The organism is Sulfurimonas sp. (assembly GCF_041563035.1).
Lineage (GTDB): Bacteria > Campylobacterota > Campylobacteria > Campylobacterales > Sulfurimonadaceae > Sulfurimonas.
Window position 1 is genome coordinate 1 of the sequence record NZ_JBFFNS010000001.1, and the last position, 24,169, is coordinate 24,169.

23 protein-coding genes are annotated in these 24,169 nt (G+C 34.6%); 17 read left to right on the plus strand and 6 right to left on the minus strand.

Features of this window, described 5'->3' with window-relative positions:
• Positions 1–147 precede the first annotated feature (147 nt).
• The 4 genes from aat to ABZC13_RS00020 are packed head-to-tail and all read right to left on the minus strand — an operon-like array spanning position 148 to position 4,557.
• Entirely contained in the window at positions 148–840 is a 693-nt protein-coding gene (gene aat, locus ABZC13_RS00005; RefSeq protein WP_372998086.1) for a leucyl/phenylalanyl-tRNA--protein transferase, read from the minus strand.
• A complete protein-coding gene (gene clpA, locus ABZC13_RS00010) occupies positions 821–3,013 on the minus strand; it encodes an ATP-dependent Clp protease ATP-binding subunit ClpA (protein WP_372998089.1) in 2,193 nt (730 codons plus the stop codon). The genes aat and clpA overlap by 20 nt, the downstream gene beginning before the upstream one ends.
• Before the next feature lie 2 nt (positions 3,014–3,015).
• A complete protein-coding gene (locus ABZC13_RS00015; protein ID WP_372998092.1) occupies positions 3,016–3,315 on the minus strand; it encodes an ATP-dependent Clp protease adaptor ClpS in 300 nt (99 codons plus the stop codon).
• Between the two features lie 6 nt (positions 3,316–3,321).
• Positions 3,322–4,557 carry a PLP-dependent aspartate aminotransferase family protein gene (locus tag ABZC13_RS00020; protein WP_372998095.1) on the minus strand — a complete coding sequence of 412 codons (1,236 nt, stop codon included), beginning with the start codon at positions 4,555–4,557 and terminating at the stop codon, positions 3,322–3,324.
• Between the two features lie 49 nt (positions 4,558–4,606).
• Between ABZC13_RS00020 and bioD the strand changes: the two genes are divergently transcribed.
• From bioD to dxs, 17 genes are all read left to right on the plus strand, one after another.
• Positions 4,607–5,251, plus strand: a complete 645-nt coding sequence (gene bioD, locus ABZC13_RS00025; protein ID WP_372998098.1) for a dethiobiotin synthase — start codon at positions 4,607–4,609, stop codon at positions 5,249–5,251.
• A 20-nt stretch (positions 5,252–5,271) separates the two neighbouring features.
• Positions 5,272–6,147: an aspartate carbamoyltransferase catalytic subunit gene (locus ABZC13_RS00030; RefSeq protein WP_372998101.1), complete on the plus strand. Its 876-nt coding sequence runs from the start codon at positions 5,272–5,274 to the stop codon at positions 6,145–6,147.
• Positions 6,137–7,075 carry an aminodeoxychorismate synthase component I gene (locus ABZC13_RS00035; protein WP_372998103.1) on the plus strand — a complete coding sequence of 313 codons (939 nt, stop codon included), beginning with the start codon at positions 6,137–6,139 and terminating at the stop codon, positions 7,073–7,075. The genes ABZC13_RS00030 and ABZC13_RS00035 overlap by 11 nt, the downstream gene beginning before the upstream one ends.
• A 16-nt stretch (positions 7,076–7,091) precedes the next feature.
• Positions 7,092–8,429 (plus strand): sensor histidine kinase, encoded by a 1,338-nt coding sequence (locus ABZC13_RS00040; protein ID WP_372998106.1) that lies wholly within the window; start codon positions 7,092–7,094, stop codon positions 8,427–8,429.
• A 388-nt stretch (positions 8,430–8,817) separates the two neighbouring features.
• A complete protein-coding gene (locus ABZC13_RS00045; protein ID WP_372998109.1) occupies positions 8,818–9,798 on the plus strand; it encodes a transaldolase in 981 nt (326 codons plus the stop codon).
• On the plus strand, positions 9,795–10,982 hold the full coding sequence (locus tag ABZC13_RS00050; protein WP_372998112.1) for a type IV pilus twitching motility protein PilT: 1,188 nt from the start codon (positions 9,795–9,797) through the stop codon (positions 10,980–10,982). Before ABZC13_RS00045 ends, ABZC13_RS00050 begins: the two co-directional genes overlap by 4 nt.
• Positions 10,983–11,035: 53 nt before the next feature.
• A complete protein-coding gene (locus tag ABZC13_RS00055; RefSeq protein WP_372998115.1) occupies positions 11,036–11,572 on the plus strand; it encodes a 50S ribosomal protein L25/general stress protein Ctc in 537 nt (178 codons plus the stop codon).
• 2 nt (positions 11,573–11,574) lie between these two features.
• Positions 11,575–12,132, plus strand: coding sequence for an aminoacyl-tRNA hydrolase (gene pth, locus ABZC13_RS00060; RefSeq protein ID WP_372998118.1), 558 nt, complete (start codon positions 11,575–11,577; stop codon positions 12,130–12,132).
• A 94-nt stretch (positions 12,133–12,226) separates the two neighbouring features.
• Positions 12,227–13,297 carry an LptF/LptG family permease gene (locus tag ABZC13_RS00065; protein WP_372998121.1) on the plus strand — a complete coding sequence of 357 codons (1,071 nt, stop codon included), beginning with the start codon at positions 12,227–12,229 and terminating at the stop codon, positions 13,295–13,297.
• Between the two features lie 116 nt (positions 13,298–13,413).
• Positions 13,414–14,622: a diaminopimelate decarboxylase gene (gene lysA / locus ABZC13_RS00070; protein ID WP_372998124.1), complete on the plus strand. Its 1,209-nt coding sequence runs from the start codon at positions 13,414–13,416 to the stop codon at positions 14,620–14,622.
• Positions 14,623–14,624: 2 nt separating this feature from the next.
• Entirely contained in the window at positions 14,625–15,401 is a 777-nt protein-coding gene (locus ABZC13_RS00075; RefSeq protein WP_372998127.1) for an HAD-IIA family hydrolase, read from the plus strand.
• A complete protein-coding gene (pheA, locus tag ABZC13_RS00080; protein ID WP_372998130.1) occupies positions 15,398–16,486 on the plus strand; it encodes a prephenate dehydratase in 1,089 nt (362 codons plus the stop codon). Before ABZC13_RS00075 ends, pheA begins: the two co-directional genes overlap by 4 nt.
• Complete coding sequence (gene hisC / locus ABZC13_RS00085; RefSeq protein ID WP_372998133.1) at positions 16,476–17,570, plus strand: histidinol-phosphate transaminase; 1,095 nt, start codon at positions 16,476–16,478, stop codon at positions 17,568–17,570. The genes pheA and hisC overlap by 11 nt, the downstream gene beginning before the upstream one ends.
• An 18-nt stretch (positions 17,571–17,588) precedes the next feature.
• Positions 17,589–19,301, plus strand: coding sequence for a flagellar basal-body MS-ring/collar protein FliF (fliF, locus tag ABZC13_RS00090; protein WP_372998135.1), 1,713 nt, complete (start codon positions 17,589–17,591; stop codon positions 19,299–19,301).
• On the plus strand, positions 19,301–20,326 hold the full coding sequence (fliG, locus tag ABZC13_RS00095; protein WP_372998138.1) for a flagellar motor switch protein FliG: 1,026 nt from the start codon (positions 19,301–19,303) through the stop codon (positions 20,324–20,326). Before fliF ends, fliG begins: the two co-directional genes overlap by 1 nt.
• 9 nt (positions 20,327–20,335) lie before the next feature.
• Positions 20,336–21,118 (plus strand): flagellar assembly protein FliH, encoded by a 783-nt coding sequence (gene fliH / locus ABZC13_RS00100; RefSeq protein ID WP_372998141.1) that lies wholly within the window; start codon positions 20,336–20,338, stop codon positions 21,116–21,118.
• 6 nt (positions 21,119–21,124) lie between these two features.
• On the plus strand, positions 21,125–22,945 hold the full coding sequence (gene dxs / locus ABZC13_RS00105) for a 1-deoxy-D-xylulose-5-phosphate synthase (RefSeq protein WP_372998144.1): 1,821 nt from the start codon (positions 21,125–21,127) through the stop codon (positions 22,943–22,945).
• 15 nt (positions 22,946–22,960) lie between these two features.
• Here dxs and ABZC13_RS00110 read toward each other — a convergent pair whose 3' ends face one another.
• Together ABZC13_RS00110 and pgeF are read right to left on the minus strand one after the other, a co-directional pair.
• The gene (locus tag ABZC13_RS00110; RefSeq protein WP_372998147.1) at positions 22,961–23,398 is read right to left on the minus strand and encodes a nucleoside deaminase; all 438 of its coding nucleotides are present in this window, start codon (positions 23,396–23,398) and stop codon (positions 22,961–22,963) included.
• A gap of 3 nt (positions 23,399–23,401) precedes the next feature.
• The gene (gene pgeF / locus ABZC13_RS00115; protein ID WP_372998150.1) at positions 23,402–24,157 is read right to left on the minus strand and encodes a peptidoglycan editing factor PgeF; all 756 of its coding nucleotides are present in this window, start codon (positions 24,155–24,157) and stop codon (positions 23,402–23,404) included.
• Positions 24,158–24,169 lie beyond the last annotated feature (12 nt).

The window sequence follows — 24,169 nt, forward strand, 5'->3', positions numbered from 1 at the left end:
AAGCTAAGCCTCTCATCGCTGATAATACTTGCCCTTGCAGGGTTGGAAACGTAGGTCGCTGCCTAGTTGATCAATTTACTTATCTCTCAACTTATTTTATCAAACTCCTTTTTATTAATTACTTATTTTACTTAACTATATTATTTATTATGTCTCTATTAAATCTTTATTGATTATCCATAGATTATCTACTTTATCCATATTGACTTTTAATAATCTATCTAAAAAATACTCTCTTGCTACTTCTTTAGCACCTAAGCTCTTTAAATGATTTGTTGGTACTTGACAATCTATAAAGTCATATCCCCACTCTTTTAAATGTTTTATTAAAACTGCATATGCTGATTTTGAAGCGTTACTTACATGAGCAAACATTGATTCACCACAAAATACTTTTCCAACTACAATGCCATATAACCCACCTACAAGTTGACCATTTAGATAACTTTCTATAGAGTGTGCTATTCCCATGCCGTGTAATGTTGTATATGCTTCTATAATCTCTTCACTAATCCAAGTACCTGCTTGATCATTTCTTGGCACTGTAGAGCATCTATACATCACTTCTTCAAAGTTACTGTCAAATTTATATTCAAATTTTTTTATATTTTTTTTCAGTGATTTACTTATTTTAAAATCATCTAGTTCCATTATAAGTCTAGGATTTGGTGACCACCATATAATAGGGTCTCCACTACTATACCATGGGAATATACCGTTTTGATATGCACGAATAAGTCTAGAAGGAGTTAAGTCCCCTCCCCAAGCTAGTATTCCATCTTCATTTGCTTGGGACGCATCCGGAAACTTTAGTTCATATTTATTTAACTGCGGAATCATCTAATTGTTTAAATTTTAGAATTAGTTTTTTGTTAAATCCAACTTCTACTTTACCACCATTTTTTAACTTTCCAAATAATATCTCATCACTAAGTTTATTAGTGATATTGTCTTGAATAAATCTTTTAAGTGGTCTAGCGCCCATCTCTTTTGAATATCCACTCTCAGCAATATACTCTTTAGCTTTTGGAGACATAGTTACAGTGATTTTTTTCTTTTTAAGTTCAATATTTAACTCATTAATAAATTTAATTGCAATATCTTTAACAGTTTCAAGACTTAGTTGTCCAAATTCTACAATTGCATCTAGCCTATTTCTAAATTCAGGAGTAAAGAATGATTTTAACTCTTCATTTTGCGAAATAGAATCATCTTTGTTGAATCCCATAACACTTCTGGCACTTGCTCCAATATTTGAAGTCATAATAAGTATAACGTTTTGGAAGTTTGCTTTATATCCATTATTATCAGTTAAAGTAGCACTATCCATAATCTGCAGAAGAATATTTACTAAATCAGGATGAGCTTTTTCTATTTCATCAAGAAGTAAAACTGTATAAGGATGTTTTTTTATAGCTTCAGTCAGTAGTCCACCCTGTTCATAGCCAACATACCCTGGAGGTGCTCCAACTAAGCGAGATAGTGCGTGTTTCTCCATATATTCACTCATATCAAATCTCTCAAAATTAACACCTAGGATTTGGCTGAGAGATATAGCAAGTTCTGTCTTTCCTACACCGGTAGGACCTGAAAACAGAAATGAAGCGATAGGTTTATTTTGCGGGGTTAGTCCTGCCTTAGAAATCTTAATAGCTTTTGATACTTCCATAACAGCAGCATCTTGACCTATCACTTTTTGTTTTAAATCACTCTCTAGATTCATTAGTGCACTTGTCTCATCTTTTGTGACTTTTGAACCAGAGATGCCAATAATTCCAGAAATGGTCTTTTCTATATCATAAGCAGTAACTTTTCTTTTTTTAGGATTTTTCAGATGAAATGATGCAGCTGTCTCATCTATAATATCAATAGCTTTATCCGGTAGGAATCTGTCAGTAATATATCTTTTTGATAGTTCAACAGCACTTTTTAATGCTTCATTCGTGTATGTAACATTATGGTGCTTTTCGTATCTACTTTTTAAACCTTTTAAAATTTTATAGCTTGTTTTTACTGATGGTTCATCCACATCGACTTTAGAAAATCTTCTACTAAGTGCTTTGTCTTTTTCAAAGCCATTTCTATACTCTGCAAATGTTGTCGCACCCATACACTTTAACTCACCGGATGCCAATGCAGGCTTGAGCTGATTTGCCGCATCCATAGTACCGCTTGTAGCCCCAGCACCTATTAAAGTGTGTATTTCATCTATGAAAAGAATAGCATTTGGATGTGATTTCAACTCATCCATTACACCTTTTAGGCGCTTTTCAAAGTCTCCTCTATATTTAGTGCCAGCAAGAAGAGCACTTAGATCAAGTCCAAATAGTTCTGCTTTTTTTATAATATCTGGAACATTACCACTTGAAATGTTTAGTGCTAAACCTTCAGCAATGGCAGTCTTCCCAACACCGGCCTCACCCACTAAAATAGGGTTGTTCTTTTTGCGTCTACATAAAATCTGAACAACTCTTTTTATTTCACTATCTCTTCCAATAACAGGATCGATTTTTCCATCTTTAGCTTTATCTAAAAGATTAATACAATATTTATCTAAAAAAGATTCTCTTTCATTAGATGCAGAGCTTGGTTCACGGTGAGAGATTAGTTCTAAAATATCAAGTCTTGATATTTGATACTCATTTAAAAGAACGTAACTAAAGCTATGCTCTTCATCATATAGGGCAGCTAGCAAGTCACCTACGTCAGCACTTGATTGTTGAGCGCTCTGTATATGTTTTATCATATTATCAATTAGCCTAGAGAGTGCTACACTCTCATATGGATCTTGTTTTATGTTATCAGGAAGTGTGTCAATATTTTTTAAAATATAGTCATTAAGAGACTCTTTCATTTTTTCTACATCACCACCGCAAGTTTGGATAATTTCTGCTCCATCTTTGGAGTTTAGTAGTAGGTAAAAAACATGTTCGATTGTTAGGTATTCATGTCTTAACTCTTTTGCATAGAGAATAGATTTTTGAAATATATCATTTAAATTTGTGCTTATCATTCTTACTCTTCCTCCATTATAGCTCTTAGTGGAAAACCATTATCTTTAGCTTTTTTTCGTACTTGCATTACTTTCGTCTCTGCAATCTCATGAGTATAAACACCACACAATCCACGCTCTTTCTTATGAATATCAAGCATGATTTGTTCTGCTTGGGTATAACTTTTATGAAAAATAGTAATCAGTATATCGATTACAAAATCCATTGAGGTATAGTCATCATTTAAAAGAAAAACTTTGTATTTCTTTGGATGTTTTATTTTAACTTCATCATAAAGTTGTAAATCTGTATTAATAGCCATTATTTCCTACTTTGAAGCTTGAATAAAATCGTTAATAATATCTTTTGGGTTTTCAAGCCCTATAGAAACGCGTATCAATCCATCACTAATACCGAGAAATTTTCTTATATCTTCATCAAAATCTCTGTAAATTGTAGACGCCATGTGAAGAGCCAATGTTCTATTATCTCCAATATTTGCTGTAAGTGTAGCAAGTTTTGTATTGTTTAAAAATTCAAATGCTTTCTCTTTACTTTCCATATCTATAGTAAAGAGTGTTCCACATCCATTCTTAAAATCATTTAAATATCTCTCATTATGCGGATGTGATTTTAAACATGGGTGGTTGATGTTTAAACCTGCTTCATCAAGTGCTAAAGCTATTGTTTCTACACTGTCCGTTATCCTAGATAGTCTTAGCGGAAGTGTCTCCAACCCTAACATAGTCTGGTAGCTGGCATTTGCATTTGCGCTCATACCAAAGTCTCTAAGAGCTCTTTTTTTAGCATTTGCAAAGAGTGCCATTTTACCGGCACCTTTTATAAACTTTGACATGAAGCTATATCTCGGAGACTTCAATTTATCATCTCCGTCATTAACAGCTCTAAAAACTGCACAACCACCGAGAGCTGAAGAGTTTCCAGAGATGATTTTAGTAGTTGAGTAAACACTTATATCTGCACCCAGAGACAAAGGAGAAATACAAAGTGGCGTTATAGTGTTATCCAATATTAAAATGATTCCTGCTTCATTCGCAATTTGAGCAATACGTTTAATATCAGGAAGTTTCATATTTGGATTTCCAACACTCTCTAAAAAGATGATTTTTGTGTTTTCATTTATTGAATCTTCTATCTCATTAAAATCATCTACATCAAAGAAGTTAGTCTTTACTCCAAAGCGAGTTAGAGTTTCAGAAAAAAGTGCATAAGTCCCACCAAAAAGACCGCCGATAGATATAATCTCATCTCCGGATGCAAGAAGTGACATACATGCGAGAGTTGTCGCTCCCATACCAGAGCTAGTAGCTACAGCCGCAACTCCTCCATCCATCTCTGCCATAATAGATTCTAGTTTTGCTGTTGTTGGGTTTCCCATACGAGAGTAGAGCGGTTTTTTGACACTTCCTTCAAAAATTCCTTCTGCAATTTCTGGTGTGCCATAAGCAAAAGAAGCAGAATTAATCACAGCCGGACTAACCGCTCCTTCTTTGTTTCCAACTGACTGGACAAATTTGGTACAATACTCTTCAAAATTATTCATTAATATATGCCTTTAAATTATAAGTGATTATACCAAAGTAGAGATAAATATGAAAAAAAGAATTTTTATTACAGCGACAAACACAGATATTGGTAAGACTTACACAACAAAACTTCTTTTACGCGAGTTTGCATCTCGTGGTTTAAGAGTAGGTGTTATAAAACCTATAGAGACAGGTGTAGTAGATGGTCATGCCCCAGATGGAAATGAACTTCTGATAACTGTAAAAGAGCTAAATAGTGAGTTTGAAGATGTCTTTTTATCAGATATAGTACCGATTACTTATGAGCTTCCTGCTGCTCCATTTGTCTCATCAAATAATTTGAAACTAGATTTAGAGTTGTTAGATAAAGCGGTAGAAAAACTGGAAAAGCTTTGTGATTTGCTAATCATAGAGGGCGCTGGCGGACTTTATGTCCCAGTTGATGAAAATACTATGATGCTTGATTTAATAAAGCACTTTAATGCTCATGCACTGCTGGTTACACACTGCTCACTAGGATGTATAAATGATACCCTTCTTAGTAAAAAAGCACTCGAAGATAAAAATATAGAGCATCTTGTAGCTTTTAATTGTCGTGATGATGATAATTTTGCAACTGTCTCAGAGCCTTATTTTTTAAAAACAGGATTTGAGGTACTGAAAGTTAGCCAAAATATTGACACTATTTGCGATGTCTTGTATAATCTATAAATTAATTTAAAAAGATGAGCATGCAACACTTAATTCGCACAGATGATTTTACAGTAGAAGAGATAGAAGGTATTTTTGCAGATGCAAGAAAGTTTGGCGATGGAGCATTCGATAGAATCTTGCAAGATAAAATAGTAATCACACTGTTTTTTGAAAACTCCACAAGAACTAAAAGCTCATTTGAAATAGCTGCAAAAAGACTTGGCGCCGAGATTGTACACCTGGATGCTGCAAAGAGTTCTACAAAAAAAGGTGAGACTTTAGTAGATACTGCAATGAACTTAGATGCTATGAACCCACATGCAATAATAGTACGTCACCAAAACTCAGGTGTTCCGCAAATCCTCTCCAACCATACAAAATCTGCAATAATCAATGCAGGTGACGGTGCTCATGCACATCCTACTCAAGCACTGCTTGACCTATTTACGCTAAAAGAGCATTTTGGTGATGTAAAGGGTAAAAAAATAGCTATAGTCGGAGATATTAAAAATTCTAGGGTAGCCAACTCAAACATAGAACTACTAACAAGGTTTGGCATGGAAGTAATACTCGTAGCCCCTCCACACTTTTTACCAAAGACTACTCTTAGAACTACACACTTTTTAAATGAGATCATCGATGAAGTTGATGTAATCATGAGCCTTAGAACTCAGACTGAGAGACACTCTTCACAAAGCTATGCTTCACTTAAAGATTATGCGAGTGATTTTTGTATAACAACAGAGTTAGTTGGTGATAGAGATATTATACTTTTACACCCTGGTCCTGTTCATAGAAATATTGATATTTGTGACGCACTTTTAGCAGATGATAGATGCAAGGTTCTAGAGCAAGTAACAAATGGTGTATCTATAAGAATGGCGGTACTAAAAAAACTTATACATGACATTTAAACAGATAAACTCTCTTGGCATAGAGAGAGTTCCTTTTTTATTTATAAGCGATTTTTTAGCACAAAAAATAGAAGTAATACCCTTAGATGAGTTAAGCTCACACGATATAGAATTTTGCATCAATGAAGATTATGCTCATAAAAAACATAAGAATTTTTTTAAAAAAGATGTTATTGGATATGAAAGTTATAAAAAAAAGTTTGATAAGATAATAGAGCATATAAAATCTGGTGACACCTATCTTTTAAATCTTACTGCACCTACAAAGATCCATTCTGATTTAACTTTAAAAGAGATATATAACTATGCGAATGCACACTATAAACTAAGATACAAAGATGAGTTTGTCTGTTTTTCTCCTGAGAAATTTATTCGTATAAAAGAATCAAAGATACATACTTTTCCCATGAAAGGTACAATAGACGCTTCTATAGCAGATGCTAAAAATAAAATACTTCATGATGAAAAAGAGATGGCAGAACATACTATGGTTGTTGATCTGCTTCGGAATGATCTCTCTATAGTTGCATCTGATGTAAAAGTAGAAGAGTTTAGATATGTACAAAAAATAGACTCAGGTGAGAAAGAATTACTGCAAGTAAGTTCACATATAAGCGGTAGTGTAGGTGATGACTGGCAAGAGAGAATCGGGGATATACTGAGTGCACTACTTCCTGCAGGAAGTATAAGTGGGACACCAAAAAAGAGCACTTTGGAGATTATCAAAAATGTTGAAGGATATGAGAGAGGTTTCTTTAGCGGTGTCTTTGGCATCTATGATGGTGAGTGCTTTGACAGCGGTGTAATGATTCGCTATGTTGAAAAAACAGAAGATGGATATATATACAAAAGTGGTGGAGGAATAACTTTAGATAGTGACGTCAAGTTAGAATATAATGAATTACTAGATAAGGTATATTTACCATGATTTGGATTGACAAGAGATGAAAAAGTCAATATTAGATAATTTTTTCACAAGTGGCTGGATCTGTGATGAATACAATAGTGATGTAAAAAGTAGATATCAGATGGTTAATATCGGTTTATTGCTATCATCAGTATCACTTTTATATGGCGTACTTGGTAACATTATAAGAGATGCATGGGAACTTGTTCCAATAGAAATCTTTTTAATTTGTATGAATATAATACTTTTCTTTGTTCTTAGGTCTTATAAAAAATCCTTTGAAATTGTCGCTATGATAATGACGGCTCAGTTTACAATTTTGTTCCTTTTCCTTATTTATATAAGTGAGCCCGGTGCTTTAAAGCATGTATGGTTATTTACATATCCAATCATCCTTTTATATTTTCAAAAAACTAATAATGGGATATATTGGCTGATTTTTACTATTAGTATGCTTGTTATAGCCCCATTGCAAAATTTTATTGAAGTTCAATATTCCCTTTTTCAAGTGACATATATTTCATTTGTCTTAATGATAGTAAGTATAATCATCTATTTTTATCAGGTTAAAATGGATGAAGCTAGAAATTTGATTTTAGAACAACAAAAAATGCTTAGAAATTTCAATCTAGAACTTGAAGAACAGGTAAAAGAGTTAAAACTTCAAGATCAGCTTTTAACTGCGCAGTCAAAACAAGCAGTTATGGGGGAGATGATAAGCATGATAGCGCATCAATGGCGACAGCCTCTCTCTACAATAACTCTTCAAATATCAAACCTACATATAAAAAAAGCACTTGGAAAAAAGGTTGATGAAGAGGAGCTTGATAAAACACTAAGCGGCATTAGTGATACCATTCTTTATCTCTCAGATACTGTTGATGATTTTCAAACATATTTTCATCCTAATAAAGAGATATCAAGAGTAGAAGTACACGAGTTAGTACAAAGAGCAATAAACTTTACGCTACCAAGAGTCAAAGAAAATGGTATTGAAATTTTATTGGAAAAAACAGATAAGGCTATTATCAGTATATACATAAATGAGATAATTCAAGTTTTATTAAATATCTTAAACAATTCAATAGACGCTTTAAATGAGGCTAAAAGAGAAAAACCGAAGATAATTGTCTCTTTGGTAAATGGTAAAAAAAGTATTTTTGTTAGGATTAAAGATAATGCCAATGGTATAAAAGATGAAAATCTACTACATCTTTTTGAGCCATACTTTAGCACAAAAGGAAAAAATGGTACCGGACTTGGTCTTTACATGAGTCAGATGATTATGCAAAAACAGTTTGGGACTAAGATAGAAGTTGATACTTCAAGCAGTGGATCAACATTTACTGTTGAGATTCCAAGATCAGTTTCATAAATGAGATTTGCACAAAGAACTATATTTTTTCTTAGTGCACTTTCTTTTCATATTATGTTAGTTTATCTCTTTGCTTCAGGTTTTTACACTTTTTATTTCATAGCTTTAATCGGCATCTCATATCTACTGCATAGCTTTTACAGTTACTTCTCGTATAGAGTTTTTTTACTTCTTTTAATCTTAGTATTGATTTTGGTAAATTTGAATCTTTACGATGAATATGTATTTGAACTATATCTCTATTTTGATGCTGTAAAATATAGCATATTTGTAAATAGTGAAGTAAAGTATGTATTAATTACACTTCATCTGATAGTTTTAATTAATTTAAAAAGGTTTGAGAATTTTTGGGCTATAATAGATAAAAAATTATTTAGGATTTAATTATATGTATATAGAAGATTTGAAGTTTTCACTATGGGCAGATTTTATTGAGAGAGATTATTTAGATAAAGAGTTTAAAGAGTTGATTACTAATGGAATCATTAATGGAGCTACTTCAAATCCAGCTATTTTTAAAAATGCAATTTTAAATTCACCTGCATACAAAGAGCAACTTGCTTCTCTTAATGGTCTAAGTGCTAAAGAAAAGTACGAAGCTGTTGCTATATATGATATTAAAAAAGCGGCAGATATTTTAAAACCACTTTATGACGCAGGTGATGATGGATATGTAAGTATTGAAGTCGACCCTTTTCTTTGTGATGAGGCAGATGCTACTATCGATGAGGGTAAAAGACTTTTTGCTGAAATCGGTCGTGAAAATGTAATGATTAAAGTTCCTGCAACAACAGCCGGATATAAGGCGATGGAAGAGTTAAGCGCATCTGGAATCCCTGTAAATGCGACACTTATCTTTAAAAAAGATCAGGCTATATCTTGTGCTAAAGCTTTTGAACGTGGATGCGAGAGAAGTGGTAAAAGTGTTGATACTGTAATCAGTATCTTTGTAAGTAGAGTTGACCGTGCTCTAGATGCAACACTCAGTGCAAACGGTGTTGAGGTAGCTCTTAGCGGCATCTATAATACAGCCGATATCTATAATGCTATACAAGAGATGAATATTAGCGGATGCAGAGCACTCTTTGCAAGTACTGGTGTAAAAGATGACTCACTGCCTGCGTACTATTATGTTGATAATCTTTTAGCATATAATAGTGTAAATACTGCACCTATTGAGACTATAGACGCTTTTCATAAAGGCGGAAAAAAGAGAAAGGCCCTTCCTATTTCTGAGGAAGTTATAAAAGAGCATTTTTTTAAAGTAAAAAATGCAGGTGTTGATTTTGATGCTGTTCTTGATAAGCAGATAGCTGATGGATTAGAATCATTTAAAGACGCATTTAACGATATATTGGAGTCCTTATGAGTAATGAAGTAGATGTAAGTAAGTTAACCTTTGCCCAATTAAACAAGATTAGAATATATCTTAAAAAGATGATTGAACTTGGAGGCAGTGACCTTCACGTAAAAGCAAACTCAGTTATCAGAGCTAGGATCAATGGGAACATCGTTCAGTTTGCCGGTGATATTTTTGCTAAAGAAGATGCACTTACTTTTGCAAAAGAGTTACTAAAAGGAAGGTTCGGAGAATTCATTGAAAAGAAAGAGATAGATTTAGTTTATCCTTTTGATGAAAGAAATCGTTTTCGTGTAAATATTTTCTTTCAGATGGATGGTGTATCAGCAGTCTTCCGTGTTATTCCTGTAAAAATCCCATCAATAGAAGAACTTCATTTTCCTGATATTTTAAAGGATTTCACTGAAAAAGAGAGAGGTCTTGTCCTAGTAACAGGTGTTACCGGTAGTGGTAAGTCAACAACTCTTGCAGCTCTTATTAATGAGATAAATATTAGAAAGAGAAAGCATATTATTACTATTGAAGATCCTATTGAATTTGTTCATAAAGATAAGGGATGTATTATTAACCAGCGTTCAGTTGGTCAAGATACACTCTCTTTTGGTACAGCTCTTCGTGCTTCTCTTCGTGAGGATCCGGATATTATCTTGGTTGGAGAGATGAGAGATAGAGAGACGATAAATCTTGCCCTTCATGCTGCAGATACAGGACATTTGGTTTTTTCTACTCTTCACACTATAGATGCAAAAGAGACCATTAATCGTATTATTGCAACTTTTCCTACTGATGAGCAAAATCGTGTAAGAATGTCTCTAGCCGGAGTTATTCAAGGTATTGTCTCACAAAGGCTTATCCCTACAATAGATGGTGGAAGACGTGCAGCTATGGAAGTCCTTGTCCGTACACCGACTATTGAGAAACTGATTATGGAAAATCGTGATTATGAGATTAGAGATGCTGTCGAGAAAGGTAGAGACCATTATAAGTCTCAAAGCTTTGATCAACATATTTTAGAACTCTATAATGAAGGAATCATTACAAAAGAAAAAGCGAAAGATTATGCTACGAGTGCATCTGATCTAGAGTTAAGAATGAGTGGGTTAAGCTCATCTAAAACTGCTAAAAATCCATCTGCAAGTGGAGAAAAAGAGATTAAAATCGATAAAAGTGATGATATCTTTGACTTAAAGTAGATTTTAAAGCTTGTATGTGTATAATTCCGAACATTTTTTATTAAGGATTTAATATGTTAGAAGGCATAATTAGAAAGAGTACTGACAAACAAAGCACAAAAACACTACGTCGCGATGGTTATCTAATTGCTAACATCTATGGAAAAGGCTTTGAGAATATCAATGCTGCATTCAAAATGAATGAATATATCCGTACTGTTCGCAAGAAAGAAACTTTAGCATTCCCAGTAAGTATAGAGGGAAAAGAGATGAATCTTGTTGTTCAATCATATGAAGCTCACGCAGTAACTGGTAATCTTTTACACGTTGATTTAATGGTAGCACAACCAGGTGTTGTAACTACTTATAATGTACCGGTTGTACCAGTTGGTGAAGCAAAAGGTCTTAAAAATAAAGGTCTTGTTCATAAAGCTAAACCTCGTTTAACTGTAAAAGGTGCTATTGAGAATGTACCAAATACTTTTGAAATTGATGTTACTGAAATGGATACTGGTGATTCTAAACTAGTTCGTGATCTAGTTGCTATCCCTAATGTTACTATGCTAGATGCAGATCGTGTAGCTGTTGTAAGTATTATTAAAGCTAAATAATCATGCTAATAGTCGGACTGGGTAATCCTGGCCCGGCATATGCAAAAAATCGCCATAATATAGGTTTTATGGTCATAGATGAGCTAGTTCGCAGAAACTCTGCTCAAAAACTTTCATCTTCATCATTTAACGGTGACCTTTTCAAATTTTCAAATCATTTTTTATTAAAACCACTTACTTATATGAACTTATCAGGTAACTCGATTCTAGCTGTTAAAAAGTTTTATAAAATAGATGAAGTTGTTGTAATACATGATGATTTAGACCTTCCTTTTGGAACTCTGCGTTTTAAATATGGTGGCGGTCATGGTGGGCATAATGGACTTAAATCTGCGGATCAGATGATAGGACGTGATTATGCAAGAGTGAGACTTGGAATTGGAAAGCCTGAACATAAAGGCGAAGTTTCTTCTTATGTTTTAAGTGATTTTTCCTCAGCGGAGACTGAGCATCTTGAGGGTTGGATCACACATACATGTGAGGCCGTAGAGAGTCTGCTTGAAAATTCATTAGAAGATGTGAGTTCAAAATATACGATTAAAAAATTTCAGCTAAAATAACATTTACTATTCGAAGAAGTTTTCTTGCCTAGAGGCGAGGACGAAGTGATTGAATATAAACTGGACTTATTCAGATTTTATGAGAAGGAATAATTTGCTAGCATTTAGATATATCGCTTTTCATTATTTAAAATATTTCTCAGTCATCCTAATTGCTTTAGTTATGTTCCTTGTTGGATTTGACTATATGGAAAATGCTGACTCACTATCTTCATCCGCAAACTTGGTTTTGATTTATCTTGTATATAAAGCATTTTTCGCGATTGATATGCTTCTTCCGTTATCTTTAATATTTGCTATGATATCGACAAAAATATTTCTTATTCGCTCGAATGCTCTGGTTTCTTTTTATTCACTGGGTTATTCAAAAGTAGATGTATTAAAGCCCTTTGTAGTTGTCTCAAGCACAATAGTAGTGATTTTCATATCTCTTCATGCACTTCCGAGTTTTTCCCGTGCGGATGAGTTTTCAAACAATATTCGTAAAAATGCAGCTTATCTAAGTCCTACAAAAGACCTCTTCTTTACATATAAAGATAAGTATATTTACTTCTCTCAGATGCTTCCTCTTCAGGAAAAAGCAGAGGGTATTAGAGTCTTTAGTATTAAAGAAAACTCACTTAAAGAAGTAGTTGTAGCAAAAGAGGCTACATACAGAGATGAGTCTTGGCATATTGCAGAAGCAGATATAATCACAAAACCTGACAATATGAGCTTTGAATCAAAAGGTATAAAAGTTGACCATGAAAAAGGTCTGAGTATTCTACACGGTTTTCGTCCAAAAATGCTTGATCAGGTATATGAAGGTAAGGTGAATTTTACTATCAAAGATGCGATAGATGCATTATTCTTACTCAAAGATCAAAATATAAATACCAGCAGCATAAAAGGTGCACTTTACAAGATATTTATTTACCCGTTTTTTGTACCTTGTCTGGTAGTGATTATCTTCTTTTTTGTCCCGATTAGTGCAAGATTTTTAAATGTTTCTCTCTTTAGTTTTGGAGCCATTCTTGCAACACTTTTAATCTGGGGAATCTTGTTTATGCTCATAGAACTTTCAAATAATAAGACTATTTCAAGTGAAGCAGGTGTAGTTGCTCCGGTAATTATTCTCTTCTTTATAGCTCTTAGACAGTGGCGAAAATACCGCTTAGCCGCTTAACCATTACATGCAAAGACTTCGTCTTTGCCGAGAGAAGATAGTCATCCCCTCTTTTATAACAAAAATATAAGCACTTTTTGGATAAAATCACTTAAAAAATATTTGGAAATTTTACAATGAACTTTAAAGAACTGGCATCTGAGTATAAAACACCTCTGTACGTTTATAACTTAGACTATATGAGTGAACAATATCAAGAGTTAAAAGAGGCTTTTAGAGGTAGAAAATCTATCTTAGCTTATGCTGTAAAAGCAAACTCAAATCTTAGTGTAGTTAAGCATTTTGCTGATTTAGGAAGTGGAGCGGATTGTGTATCTATCGGTGAAGTACGCCGTGCATTTTTAGCTGGAATTCCGGCATACAAAATTATTTTTTCAGGTGTTGGTAAGAGTGATGATGAAATACGTGAAGCAATAGACAAAGATATCCTTTATATCAATGTTGAAAGTGAAGCAGAACTATTTCGTGTTGAGTCAATCGCAAAAGAGTTAAATAAAACTTCTCGCATCAGTATTCGCGTTAATCCAAATATCGACCCGAAAACTCACCCATACATCTCTACGGGACTACATGACAACAAGTTTGGTGTAGATATCAATACAGCTAAAAGAATGTACATATTTGCAAAGAACTCAGAGGCTCTTGACCCTGTCGGTGTTCACTTTCATATTGGTTCACAGCTAACACACCTAGAACCAATCTATGAATCAGCTGTGATAGTAGCTGACATGGTTCGTTCACTTGAAGCTATTGATATTGAGTTGAAGTTTTTTGATATCGGTGGTGGACTTGGAATTACTTACGATGATGAAGTTACAATCAAACCATATGATTATGCACAGGCAATATTAGGAACTCTAAAGGGTCTTGATCTGACAGTTATCTGTGAACCTGGAAGATTTTTAACTGCTAATGCAGGTTACTTCTTGACTAAAGTTCTTTATGAGAAACAAAATGGAGCTAAAAAGTTTGTAGTTGTTGATGGAGCGATGAATGATCTTCTTCGTCCAAGCCTTTACAGTGCTTATCATAAGATAGAAGCTATTACGGACTCTGCATCTGAAGTAAGAAACGTTGATATAGTAGGTCCTGTTTGTGAAAGTGGTGACTTCTTTGCAAAAAACTATCCACTACCTGAGTTAAATCATAATGACCTTCTTGTAGTTCACAGTGCAGGAGCTTATGGTTTTGGTATGGGAAGCAATTATAATACGCGTGGTAGAAGTGCTGAAGTAGCAGTGCAAAACGGTAAAGCAAGACTTATTAGAAGAAGAGAAAACTTTGAAGATTTAATCGCTTTAGAGAAAGAGTTTTTGGAAAACTAAATATGTACTTCATCGATGTGCAGGGCACTCTAATCAGCGACAGTGATAAATCTCCGATTCGTGGAAGCTTAGAGTTTATTCAGATGTGTAATGAGAAAAACATTCCATACATGATTATTACAAATAACACCAAAAAAGCATCAAGAGATTTTTATGATTATCTTCGTTCTATTGGTTTTGAATTTGATTTTTCTAAGTATCTTGATCCTCTAATGCTTCTGGAGTCTCGTGTTTCTAAAGAGTCAGTTGCAGCTTATGGTGCAGATGAGTTTTTAAAGACTCTTGTCTCTATGGGCTACACTCTTAATTATGAAAACCCGCAGACAGTTTTAGTAGCAATAAAAGAAGATTTTGATGCGAACGAATATGCTCAGATGATAGACTTTTTACTCTCTGGTGCAAAACTCGTCGGAATGCATGAGACATCGATATACGCTAAAAACTCTAAGAGATATCCTGGAGTTGGAGCTGTTTTAAAGATGCTTGAATTTGCAACGTCAGTTACTTATGAAGTTGTTGGAAAACCAAGTGAGGCTTTTTACAACGAATCTCTAGCTAAGTTAAGAGAACAAGACAGCAGCGCTGAGTTTAGTAATGTGACTATGATCAGTGATGATGTTAAAGGCGATTTAGGCGGAGCAAAAGAGATGGGAATGAAGACAGTTTTTGTAACTAGCGGTAAGTATAAAACAGAAGATGAAATAGTTCCATTCCTAAAGCCTGAACTTAGACCTGATTCAGTTTATGGTGATATGCAGAATATTTTGGAGGCGATATGAAAACTTTAGATGATTGTAGAAATGCGATAGATGCTATTGATAATGAGATGCTGGAACTTCTTAATAAAAGAATGAAAGTTGTTGAGAGAGTTGGTGAAATAAAGAACGAATCTGGCGGTGCGATATACAGACCAGAAAGAGAAAAAGCTATTATTGAAAGACTTGAAGCACAGAGTAAAGCCAGTGGTGGAGCTCTAAACAAAAGCGCTATTGAAGCGATATTTTTAGAAATATTTGCAGTCTCAAGAAACTTGGAACGTCCGGAAAAAATAGCTTACTTAGGACCTGAAGGCACATTTACTCATCAAGCTGCAGAGAGCCGTTTTGGGGCTATGAGTGATTATATCTCTGTTAGTTCAATTCACTCTGTGTTTAAGACCTTGGAGTCAAAAAGAGCAAAGTTCGGTGTTGTGCCAATTGAAAACTCTAAAGACGGTATTGTTGGAGAGACACTAGATCTACTTGCTAAGAGTTCTGTGAAAATTGTAGCAGAACTATATATGCCGATTCATATGTCGTTTGTAACTCATGCAACGAAGATATCAGATATAAAAAGAATCTACTCAAAAGATAAGGGATTTGGTCAGTGTAGAGAGTTTTTATCTGAGCATGGTCTTATAAATATAGAGCATATACCAGTAGAATCAACAGCAAAAGCAGCAATTCTTGCATCTGAAGATTCAAATTCTGCTGCAATCTGTTCTCATATCGCAGCTAAGCTTTATAAGGTTCCTACGATGTATGAAAACATAGAAGATGAGCATGACAGCTCTACTCGTTTTGTTATCCTGAGTGACTTTAAAAATGCTATAAGTGAGCATGATAAGACATCAATACTTGTAAAACTTGAAGATGCAAAAGAAGCCGGTTCTCTTGTTCATTTCTTAAAAGATTTTGATGATGAAAAGATAAACCTATCAAAAATAGAATCCCGTCCATCAAAAGATCAGTCAGGTTTTGGTTATTGGTTTTATATAGATTTTTATGGGCATATAGATGAACCCCATATTCAAAAGGTACTATCTAAGCACGATGCAGAAGTGACTTGGCTTGGAAGTTATGTAAAGGGTGAAGATGAACTTTAATTCTAAGATGAAAGATATTAAAAACTATGAAGCTGGAAAGCCTATAGAGTTAGTTGTAAGAGAGTTTGGTATTGAACCGAAAGATATTATTAAATTGGCTTCTAATGAAAATCCTAACGGTTGTTCGACAAAGGTTCAAGAAGCTGTATCAAAGATAGTTGCAAAAATGGCTCTATATCCTGATGACTCCATGATAGCTCTAAAGAGTGCACTTAGCAAGAGATTTGATGTAGAGAATGAGAATGTAATCATTGGCTCGGGAAGTGATCAGGTGATTGAGTTTTTAATTCATGCAAAAGCTAACTCAGAGTCTAAAATACTTATGAACTCTGTTACATTTGCAATGTACGAAATCTATGCAAAGCACGTAGGAGCAGAGATATTAAGAACTGCTACGCAAGAGCATGATTTAGATGAGTTTTATGAGATATATAAGCAAGAAAAACCTTCTATAATTTTTCTGTGTACTCCAAACAATCCGACTGGAGATGCTATAGACGCAGGTAAACTATTTGATTTTGTAAAAAAGATAGACAGTGACACTCTTGTAGTTGTAGATGGGGCTTATATGGAGTATGCTTTAGTTAAAGACAGTTCTAAAGAGGTGAAGCCTAAAGATTTAGCTGAGCAGTTTGATAATGTGATTTATCTTGGAACTTTCTCAAAAGCTTATGGACTTGGCGGTATGCGTGTTGGTTACGGTATAGCAGATGCTAAGATCATAAAAGAGCTTTATAAGCTCAGACCTCCTTTTAACATCACTACACTATCTTTAGAGGCTGCAACTGTTGCCCTAGAAGATGAAGAATTTGTAAACAAAAGTGTAGTTGATAACTTTAATGAGATGAAACGCTATGAAGAGTTTGCAAAAGAGCAAAAAATAGATATAATAAACAGCTATACAAATTTTGTTACTTTATGTCTAAATCCGAACCAAAAATCTTCTTTAGTTGCAGACCTTCTTTTAAAACGTGGGATGATAGTTAGAGATCTTAGCGGATATGGTATGAACGCTATTAGAGTAACGGTTGGAACACAAGAGCAGAACACTCGCTTTTTTGAACTAACATCAGAAATTTTGTAATTATAAAATGGGAAGTTAATGGATTTTAAGATACTTTTTTCTCAGTTAGTTGTTCTCTATTCAAAGCTAACTAAACAGCAAAGAATTATCATTGCTGCTGCCATTATCGGTATAGTCTCATTTCTTATTTTCATGGTTGTTTATACGGCTAAGAAAACTACAGATGATTCATATGAAATCCTTTTTAATTCCCTAAGTTCTGAAGATGCAGCTAAGATTGTTGATCAATTAGAAAAAGATGGAATAAAATATAAACTAGAAGATAACAACATTATCAAAGTTCCCAAAGATATTGTTTACAAAGAGCGTATTACAATTGCTTCTATGGGTATTCCTAAAAACAGTGGTGTTGGATTTGAACTTTTTGACACACAAGAGTTTGGTGCTACAAGTTTTGATCAAAATGTTAAATACCTTCGTGCATTAGAGGGTGAACTCTCACGTACTATCAATGCTCTTATCCCTATTGAATCTGCAAGTGTAAGTCTAGCTATTCCCAAAGATACTCTTTTTATTGCAAAACAAGTTGATCCGAGTGCTTCAGTCATGGTTCAACTTGTAGAAGGTCAAAGACTTTCTCCTAAGCAGATACGCGGTATTAAAAACCTTGTTGCTTCTGCAGTGCCAAAGATGAAGTCAGAAAATGTAATGCTAATTAATTCTGAAGGTGAAACTTTAGGTGATGAAGATGAAATGGCTCAAATGGGTGAGTTATCAGCTGTTCAGCAAAAGTTTAAAACAAAAGAAGAAAAGAAGCGACAAAGAAAGATCATGCAGGTAGTTTCTCCGTTTGTCGGTGGAAATGAAAAAGTAGTTGCTCAGGTAACTATAGAGTTCGATTTTTCTATTCAAAACTCTACGTCTGAAACATTTGATCCTGAAAATGTTGTGAGAAGCGAGCAGGTTAGTGAAGAGAAGAGAGAAGGCGGTGCTCCTGCTGAAATAGGCGGTGTACCAGGTACTGTCAGTAACATTGGACCTGTTCAAGGACTTAAAAGTAATCAGACTAGTGAGAAATACGAAAAAAACAGTGGTACAACTAACTATGAAGTTGGTAAGACTGTATCAACTACGAAGTCTCAGTTTGCTCGTATAAAAAGAATCAGCGCAGCAGTTATTGTAGATGGAAAGTATAAGTTTAAAACAGATGAAGAGGGTAAAGCAACTGATGTTCTTGAGTATGAGCCGCTTCAAGAGAGTGACTTAGACGCATTATCATCATTGGTTGGACGTTCAATAGGTATTAATGAAGCTCGAGGGGATGAAATAAGCGTTAAAAACTTGCAGTTTAAAAGAAGTGATTCTCATATTGAAGTTGATGGTGTATCTCAGGCTGTAACATTTAGTCAAACTTATTTAGCACCATTCTCTGGAGTGTTTAAATATCTATTTGTTCTTATTTTACTTCTTATTCTGTACAAAAAAGTTATCTCTCCATTTGCTCTTAGAATGCTTGAGGTGTCTAAAGAGGATGAGGAGTTTGACCGTCCAATGCTTGATATAGATGATGATGAAGAGGAAGACTTAGTAGAAAAAGTTCAACAGATGCGTAAGAAAGTTGAAAGTCAGCTTGGTGTAGGTGAAGGCTTTAACGAAGATGAACTTAAGCATGAAGTGCTTCTTGAAAAAGTTAGAAATATGGCAGAAGATGCACCAGAAGAGATAGCGTCTTTACTTCAATCACTCTTAACAGAAGAAGAAGACAGTTCTAGAGAGAGGATAGTTAGATAATGAATTTAAGCCCAACGCAACAAGCAGCTTTTGATGAAATGAGTATGGCGGAAAAAATCGCTATTTTACTAATGCAACTTGGGGAAGAGTCAACAGCAGCAATCTTCTCCAACATGACCGTAGATGCAATTACTGAAGTATCAAAATTTATTGCAGGTAACAGGTCAGTTGAAAAAGCTGTTGCTACTGCTATACTTGAAGAGTTTCATGCAATCTTTCAATCAGGACAGTTTCTTACTACTGGTGGTATGGAGTATGCAAGGGAACTTCTTTATAGAACTCTTGGACCTGAAGAGGCAAAAAAAGTTTTAGAAAAGTTATCAAAAAGTATGCAAAATACTCAAAATTTCTCATACCTTTCAAAAATCAAGCCTCAGCAGTTATCAGACTTTATTGTTAACGAGCATCCTCAAACGATTGCTCTTATATTAGCTCACATGGATGCTACAGAAGCGGCAGACACTCTGCAATACTTCCCGGATGATCTGCGTTCTGAAGTTGCTATGAGAATGGCAAAACTTGGAGATATTTCTCCTTCAGTTATTAAAAGAGTCTCTGCAGTCTTAGAGTCTAAACTTGAATCACTTGCTTCATACAAAGTTGAAGTTGGTGGACCGAGAGCAGTTGCAGATATCTTTAACCGTCTTGGTGCTAAGTCGGCAAAAGCTACGCTTTCTCAAGTTGAGCAGGTCGATGAAGAGCTTGCAACTCTGATTAAAGAGATGATGTTTACATTTGAGGATATTGTAACTTTAGATAAGAATGCTATTACAGAGATTTTAAAAACTGTAGATAAAAAAGAGTTAATGCTTGGTCTTAAAAGTGCACCTGAAGAACTTAAAGAGAAGTTCTTCTCTGCAATGTCTGAGAGAGCTAGAGAAGCATTTGATGAAGAGATGCAATTCCTTGGTGCTGTTAAAATGAAAGATGTTGAGAATTCTCAGAGAAAAATTGTTGAAATTGTTAACGGACTTGCTGAAGCAGGAACAATACAAATGGGTTCAACTGACGAGATGGTAGAGTAGGTAATTGTTATGGCAACTGTAATCTCAAACGATAGACTAACAAAACATACCGTAGATAAGTATACCTTCAAAGTTTTACCTATGGGTGGTACAGGACATGAAGAAGAAACAGAGAAACCTACTCTTACAAAAGATAATAATCCAGGTATTAGAGAGAGTGATATAGACTCTAGCTCTATGAGTCAAAGCTCAAAAGATTCACTTATTGAATCGTTGATGAAAAAGACTGATGAGATGTCATCAAATTTTATAAAACTTCAGATGAAGTTAGAATCTATGAGTGAAGAACATACGGCAGAACTTGAAAAAGTAAAGACGGAATCTTTTAATGAAGGTATATTAGCAGGAAAAGAACAAGCTGCTAAAGATGAAGAAACTAACATGTCAAAAGGTTTAGCTCAGTTTTCTGCTTCTGTAGCAACATTGGAAAAAAGTGCACACGATTACGAAAGAGCTTTAGAAGGTATCAAAAGTGAGTTAATCAGTGCGGCTCTTGATATTTCGAAAGAGGTTATAAATATTGAATTAAATGAGAGTTCAACTGCTATAGCTGAAGTTCTATCAAATGAACTTATAAAAGAGTTGCAGAGCGCTTCAAAAATAACACTAAAAGTAAACCCTAAAAACCATGGTGAGATATCTCAAAGCATTGGTTTACTGGATCATGTAAATATTATCTCAGATAGTGCTGTAAGTGAAGGTGGCGTTATTGCCATCAGTGATGCAGGAAATATAGATGCGCAGATCTCAAAAAGATTTGAGAGAGTAAAAAGAGCAGCCTTAAGTGAATAAAATAATATGAATATTAAACAAAAAAGTATAAAAGAACTCGAGGTTCTTTGCCAAGATATAAGAGAAGAAATTTTAAGAGTTGTCAGTAAGAATGGCGGGCATTTAAGTTCAACACTTGGTGCAACAGAGCTAATAGTAGCAATGCATAAAGTATTTGACTCAAATAAAGATCCTTTTATTTTTGATGTTTCGCATCAATCATATGCACATAAACTTCTTACAGACAGATGGGAAGAGTTCGATACACTACGTCAGTTTGGCGGAACATGTGGTTACACAAAGCCAAGTGAATCTAAACATGATTATTTTGTAGCAGGACACAGCTCAACATCTATATCTTTAGGAGTTGGTGCTGCTAAAGCAATTGCTCTTAAAAATGAGCAGGATAGCAGAATACCTGTTGTTATGATAGGTGATGGGTCTATGACTGCTGGTATGGTTTATGAAGCACTAAATGAACTCGGTGATAGAAAATATCCGCTGGTTATCATACTCAATGATAATGAGATGAGTATTGCAAAACCAATAGGTGCTGTGAGTAGAATGTTAAGTTCTGCAATGGCATCTCCGTTTTACCAAAAGTTTAAAAAACATACAGAAAACTTTGTAGATAATTTTGGCGAAGGTGCCCATTATATTGCTAAGAGAATGGAAGAAAGTTTAAAACTTATTACTCCGGGTATGCTTTTTGAAGAGATGGGTATTAACTATATTGGGCCTGTTGATGGACATAATCTTTCTCAGCTTATAGAGATTATGCAGACAGCTAAAAAACTTAATCAACCTGTAATTATTCATGCTCAAACTGTTAAGGGTAAGGGTTATGATATTGCAGAAGGTAAAGAAGAGAAATGGCACGGTGTTGGTCCTTTTGATCTAAGCAATGGACACAGTTCAAAGAAATCTTCTGCTAAAAGTGCTACTCAGATATACACAGAAGTTCTTATGCATCTGGCAAAAAACGATGAGAAGATTGTTGGTGCTACAGCAGCTATGCCAAGCGGAACAGGACTAAGTGAGCTTATGGAGACTTATCCTGATAGATTTTGGGATGTAGCAATTGCAGAGCAACACGCTGTAACTTCAATGGCAGCTTTAGCAAAAGAGGGTTTTAAGCCATTTTGCACAATCTACTCGACATTCTTGCAACGTGGATATGATCAGGTAATACATGACACTTGTCTTATGGATCTTCCTGTTGTATTTGCACTTGATCGTGCGGGGATAGTTGGAGAAGATGGTGAGACTCATCAAGGTGTTTTTGATATAAGTTTTTTAAGAGCTGTACCTAATATGACACTTTTTGCTCCAAGAGATGAAAAATCATTTCATCAAGCACTTGGGTTTGCAGCAGAGTATCAGCATCCATGTTCAGTGAGATATCCTAGAGGTTCTTTCACAGAGACAGACCTTCCTGAGTCAACTCCGTTTGAACTTGCTAAGTCACAGCTACTTCGCTCAAGTGACAGCGACATACTTTTCATAGGTTATGGGAATGGTGTTGGTCGTGCATATGAGACGGCTGAGATATTAGATGCAGATGTAAGTATATTAGACCTTAGATTTGTAAAACCATTGGATGAAGATATGCTTCGTGATATGGCTACTAAACATAAAAAGTGGTTTGTATTTAGTGATAGTTCTAAAATGGGTGGTGTTGGTTCTGCTATCTTAGAGTTCTTGGCATCTGATAAGATTTTAGATGTCGCAGTAGAGAGTTTTGAGTACGAAGATGAGTTTATAACTCATGGAAATACAAAACTAGTAGAAGAGTCACTAGGACTTCTTCCTGCGCAGTTAGCTAAGAAAGTAGAAGCACTCTCTTAGCTGGAAAATATATTTTTATTCCCCAATATCTTCATTCCATAACTCTGGTAATTCTTTAATAAAAGATTCCATTAGATTACAGCACTCTTTATTATCAACAACTACTACTTCTATGCCTCTTGACTTAACATACTCTTCTGGACCTTTAAATGTTGTGTTTTCTCCGATGATGACTCTTTTTATTCCATACAAAAGTATGGCACCGCTACACATGTCACACGGGGATAGAGTTGAATATATAGTTGCTTTTTTATAATCATTTGCTTTAAGTCGTCCTGCATTTTCTAAACAATCCATCTCAGCATGTAAAATTGCGCTGGAGTTTTGAACACGTCTATTATGACCTCGTCCAACTATTTTATCGTCAATCACTAGCACTGAACCGATAGGAATTCCACCCTCAGCCAAACCTTTTTTTGCTTCTTTGATTGCTTCTTCTAAAAATATATCCATTTTTTACTCTTTAATCATCAGTATACCGGCAAACCTTCCGGTTGTTCTATCGGCTCTATATGAGAAATATTTGTCACTTCTGCAACAAGTACATTCATTTAAGATTTCAATATTTTCTTTTTTTATATCAGAGGTTAGTAGTTGAGTCATTAAGATTTTATTTACATCTAGATAAAAAGAATTATCTCTTTTTTCTATAGCATAATCAAGATTTAGTTTTTTAGCTTCTTCATAAATCTCCACTCCAACTTCATAACAGCATACACCAATATCAGCACCAATAGTTACAGATATATTTTGTGCATGAGAGTCATAAATGTTGGTAAAAGTGTAAATAACATTTTGAACAATATTTTTAAAAGCACCTTGTCGTCCTGCATGTGCAACTGCTATGACTTCTTTTTTAGCATCGTAAAAGAGGATTGGGCTACAGTCAGCAACCATTACCATAAGTGGAATATTTTTCCTATCCGTTATAAGTGCATCACACGTAGGTGGATTCTCAAAGTTGTCTTTATTCCCAACAACATGGACTAAATTTGAGTGAACTTGCTTCATGTGAACAAGCGTTCTTGTATCGTAGTTTAGTTCAGATGCCAGTTTCTCATGATTCTTTGTAACATCCAAAGTATTATCTTGGACATGAAAGGCAAGGTTTAAAGAAGTATATGGAGAATTACTTACTCCTCCATCCTTAGTGGTGAACGCATGAGTTAAGTTTGAGAAATTATTTAATATAGGACTTTGATAAATTTTCATATAATGATTATA

Coding starts and splice junctions, on each gene's coding strand:
- aat (WP_372998086.1), bottom strand. CDS start 840: ATGATTCCGCAGTTAAATAAATATGAACTAAAGTTTCCGGATGCGTCC.
- clpA (WP_372998089.1), bottom strand. CDS start 3,013: ATGATAAGCACAAATTTAAATGATATATTTCAAAAATCTATTCTCTAT.
- ABZC13_RS00015 (WP_372998092.1), bottom strand. CDS start 3,315: ATGGCTATTAATACAGATTTACAACTTTATGATGAAGTTAAAATAAAA.
- ABZC13_RS00020 (WP_372998095.1), bottom strand. CDS start 4,557: ATGAATAATTTTGAAGAGTATTGTACCAAATTTGTCCAGTCAGTTGGA.
- bioD (WP_372998098.1), top strand. CDS start 4,607: ATGAAAAAAAGAATTTTTATTACAGCGACAAACACAGATATTGGTAAG.
- ABZC13_RS00030 (WP_372998101.1), top strand. CDS start 5,272: ATGCAACACTTAATTCGCACAGATGATTTTACAGTAGAAGAGATAGAA.
- ABZC13_RS00035 (WP_372998103.1), top strand. CDS start 6,137: ATGACATTTAAACAGATAAACTCTCTTGGCATAGAGAGAGTTCCTTTT.
- ABZC13_RS00040 (WP_372998106.1), top strand. CDS start 7,092: ATGAAAAAGTCAATATTAGATAATTTTTTCACAAGTGGCTGGATCTGT.
- ABZC13_RS00045 (WP_372998109.1), top strand. CDS start 8,818: ATGTATATAGAAGATTTGAAGTTTTCACTATGGGCAGATTTTATTGAG.
- ABZC13_RS00050 (WP_372998112.1), top strand. CDS start 9,795: ATGAGTAATGAAGTAGATGTAAGTAAGTTAACCTTTGCCCAATTAAAC.
- ABZC13_RS00055 (WP_372998115.1), top strand. CDS start 11,036: ATGTTAGAAGGCATAATTAGAAAGAGTACTGACAAACAAAGCACAAAA.
- pth (WP_372998118.1), top strand. CDS start 11,575: ATGCTAATAGTCGGACTGGGTAATCCTGGCCCGGCATATGCAAAAAAT.
- lysA (WP_372998124.1), top strand. CDS start 13,414: ATGAACTTTAAAGAACTGGCATCTGAGTATAAAACACCTCTGTACGTT.
- ABZC13_RS00075 (WP_372998127.1), top strand. CDS start 14,625: ATGTACTTCATCGATGTGCAGGGCACTCTAATCAGCGACAGTGATAAA.
- pheA (WP_372998130.1), top strand. CDS start 15,398: ATGAAAACTTTAGATGATTGTAGAAATGCGATAGATGCTATTGATAAT.
- hisC (WP_372998133.1), top strand. CDS start 16,476: ATGAACTTTAATTCTAAGATGAAAGATATTAAAAACTATGAAGCTGGA.
- fliF (WP_372998135.1), top strand. CDS start 17,589: ATGGATTTTAAGATACTTTTTTCTCAGTTAGTTGTTCTCTATTCAAAG.
- fliG (WP_372998138.1), top strand. CDS start 19,301: ATGAATTTAAGCCCAACGCAACAAGCAGCTTTTGATGAAATGAGTATG.
- fliH (WP_372998141.1), top strand. CDS start 20,336: ATGGCAACTGTAATCTCAAACGATAGACTAACAAAACATACCGTAGAT.
- dxs (WP_372998144.1), top strand. CDS start 21,125: ATGAATATTAAACAAAAAAGTATAAAAGAACTCGAGGTTCTTTGCCAA.
- ABZC13_RS00110 (WP_372998147.1), bottom strand. CDS start 23,398: ATGGATATATTTTTAGAAGAAGCAATCAAAGAAGCAAAAAAAGGTTTG.
- pgeF (WP_372998150.1), bottom strand. CDS start 24,157: ATGAAAATTTATCAAAGTCCTATATTAAATAATTTCTCAAACTTAACT.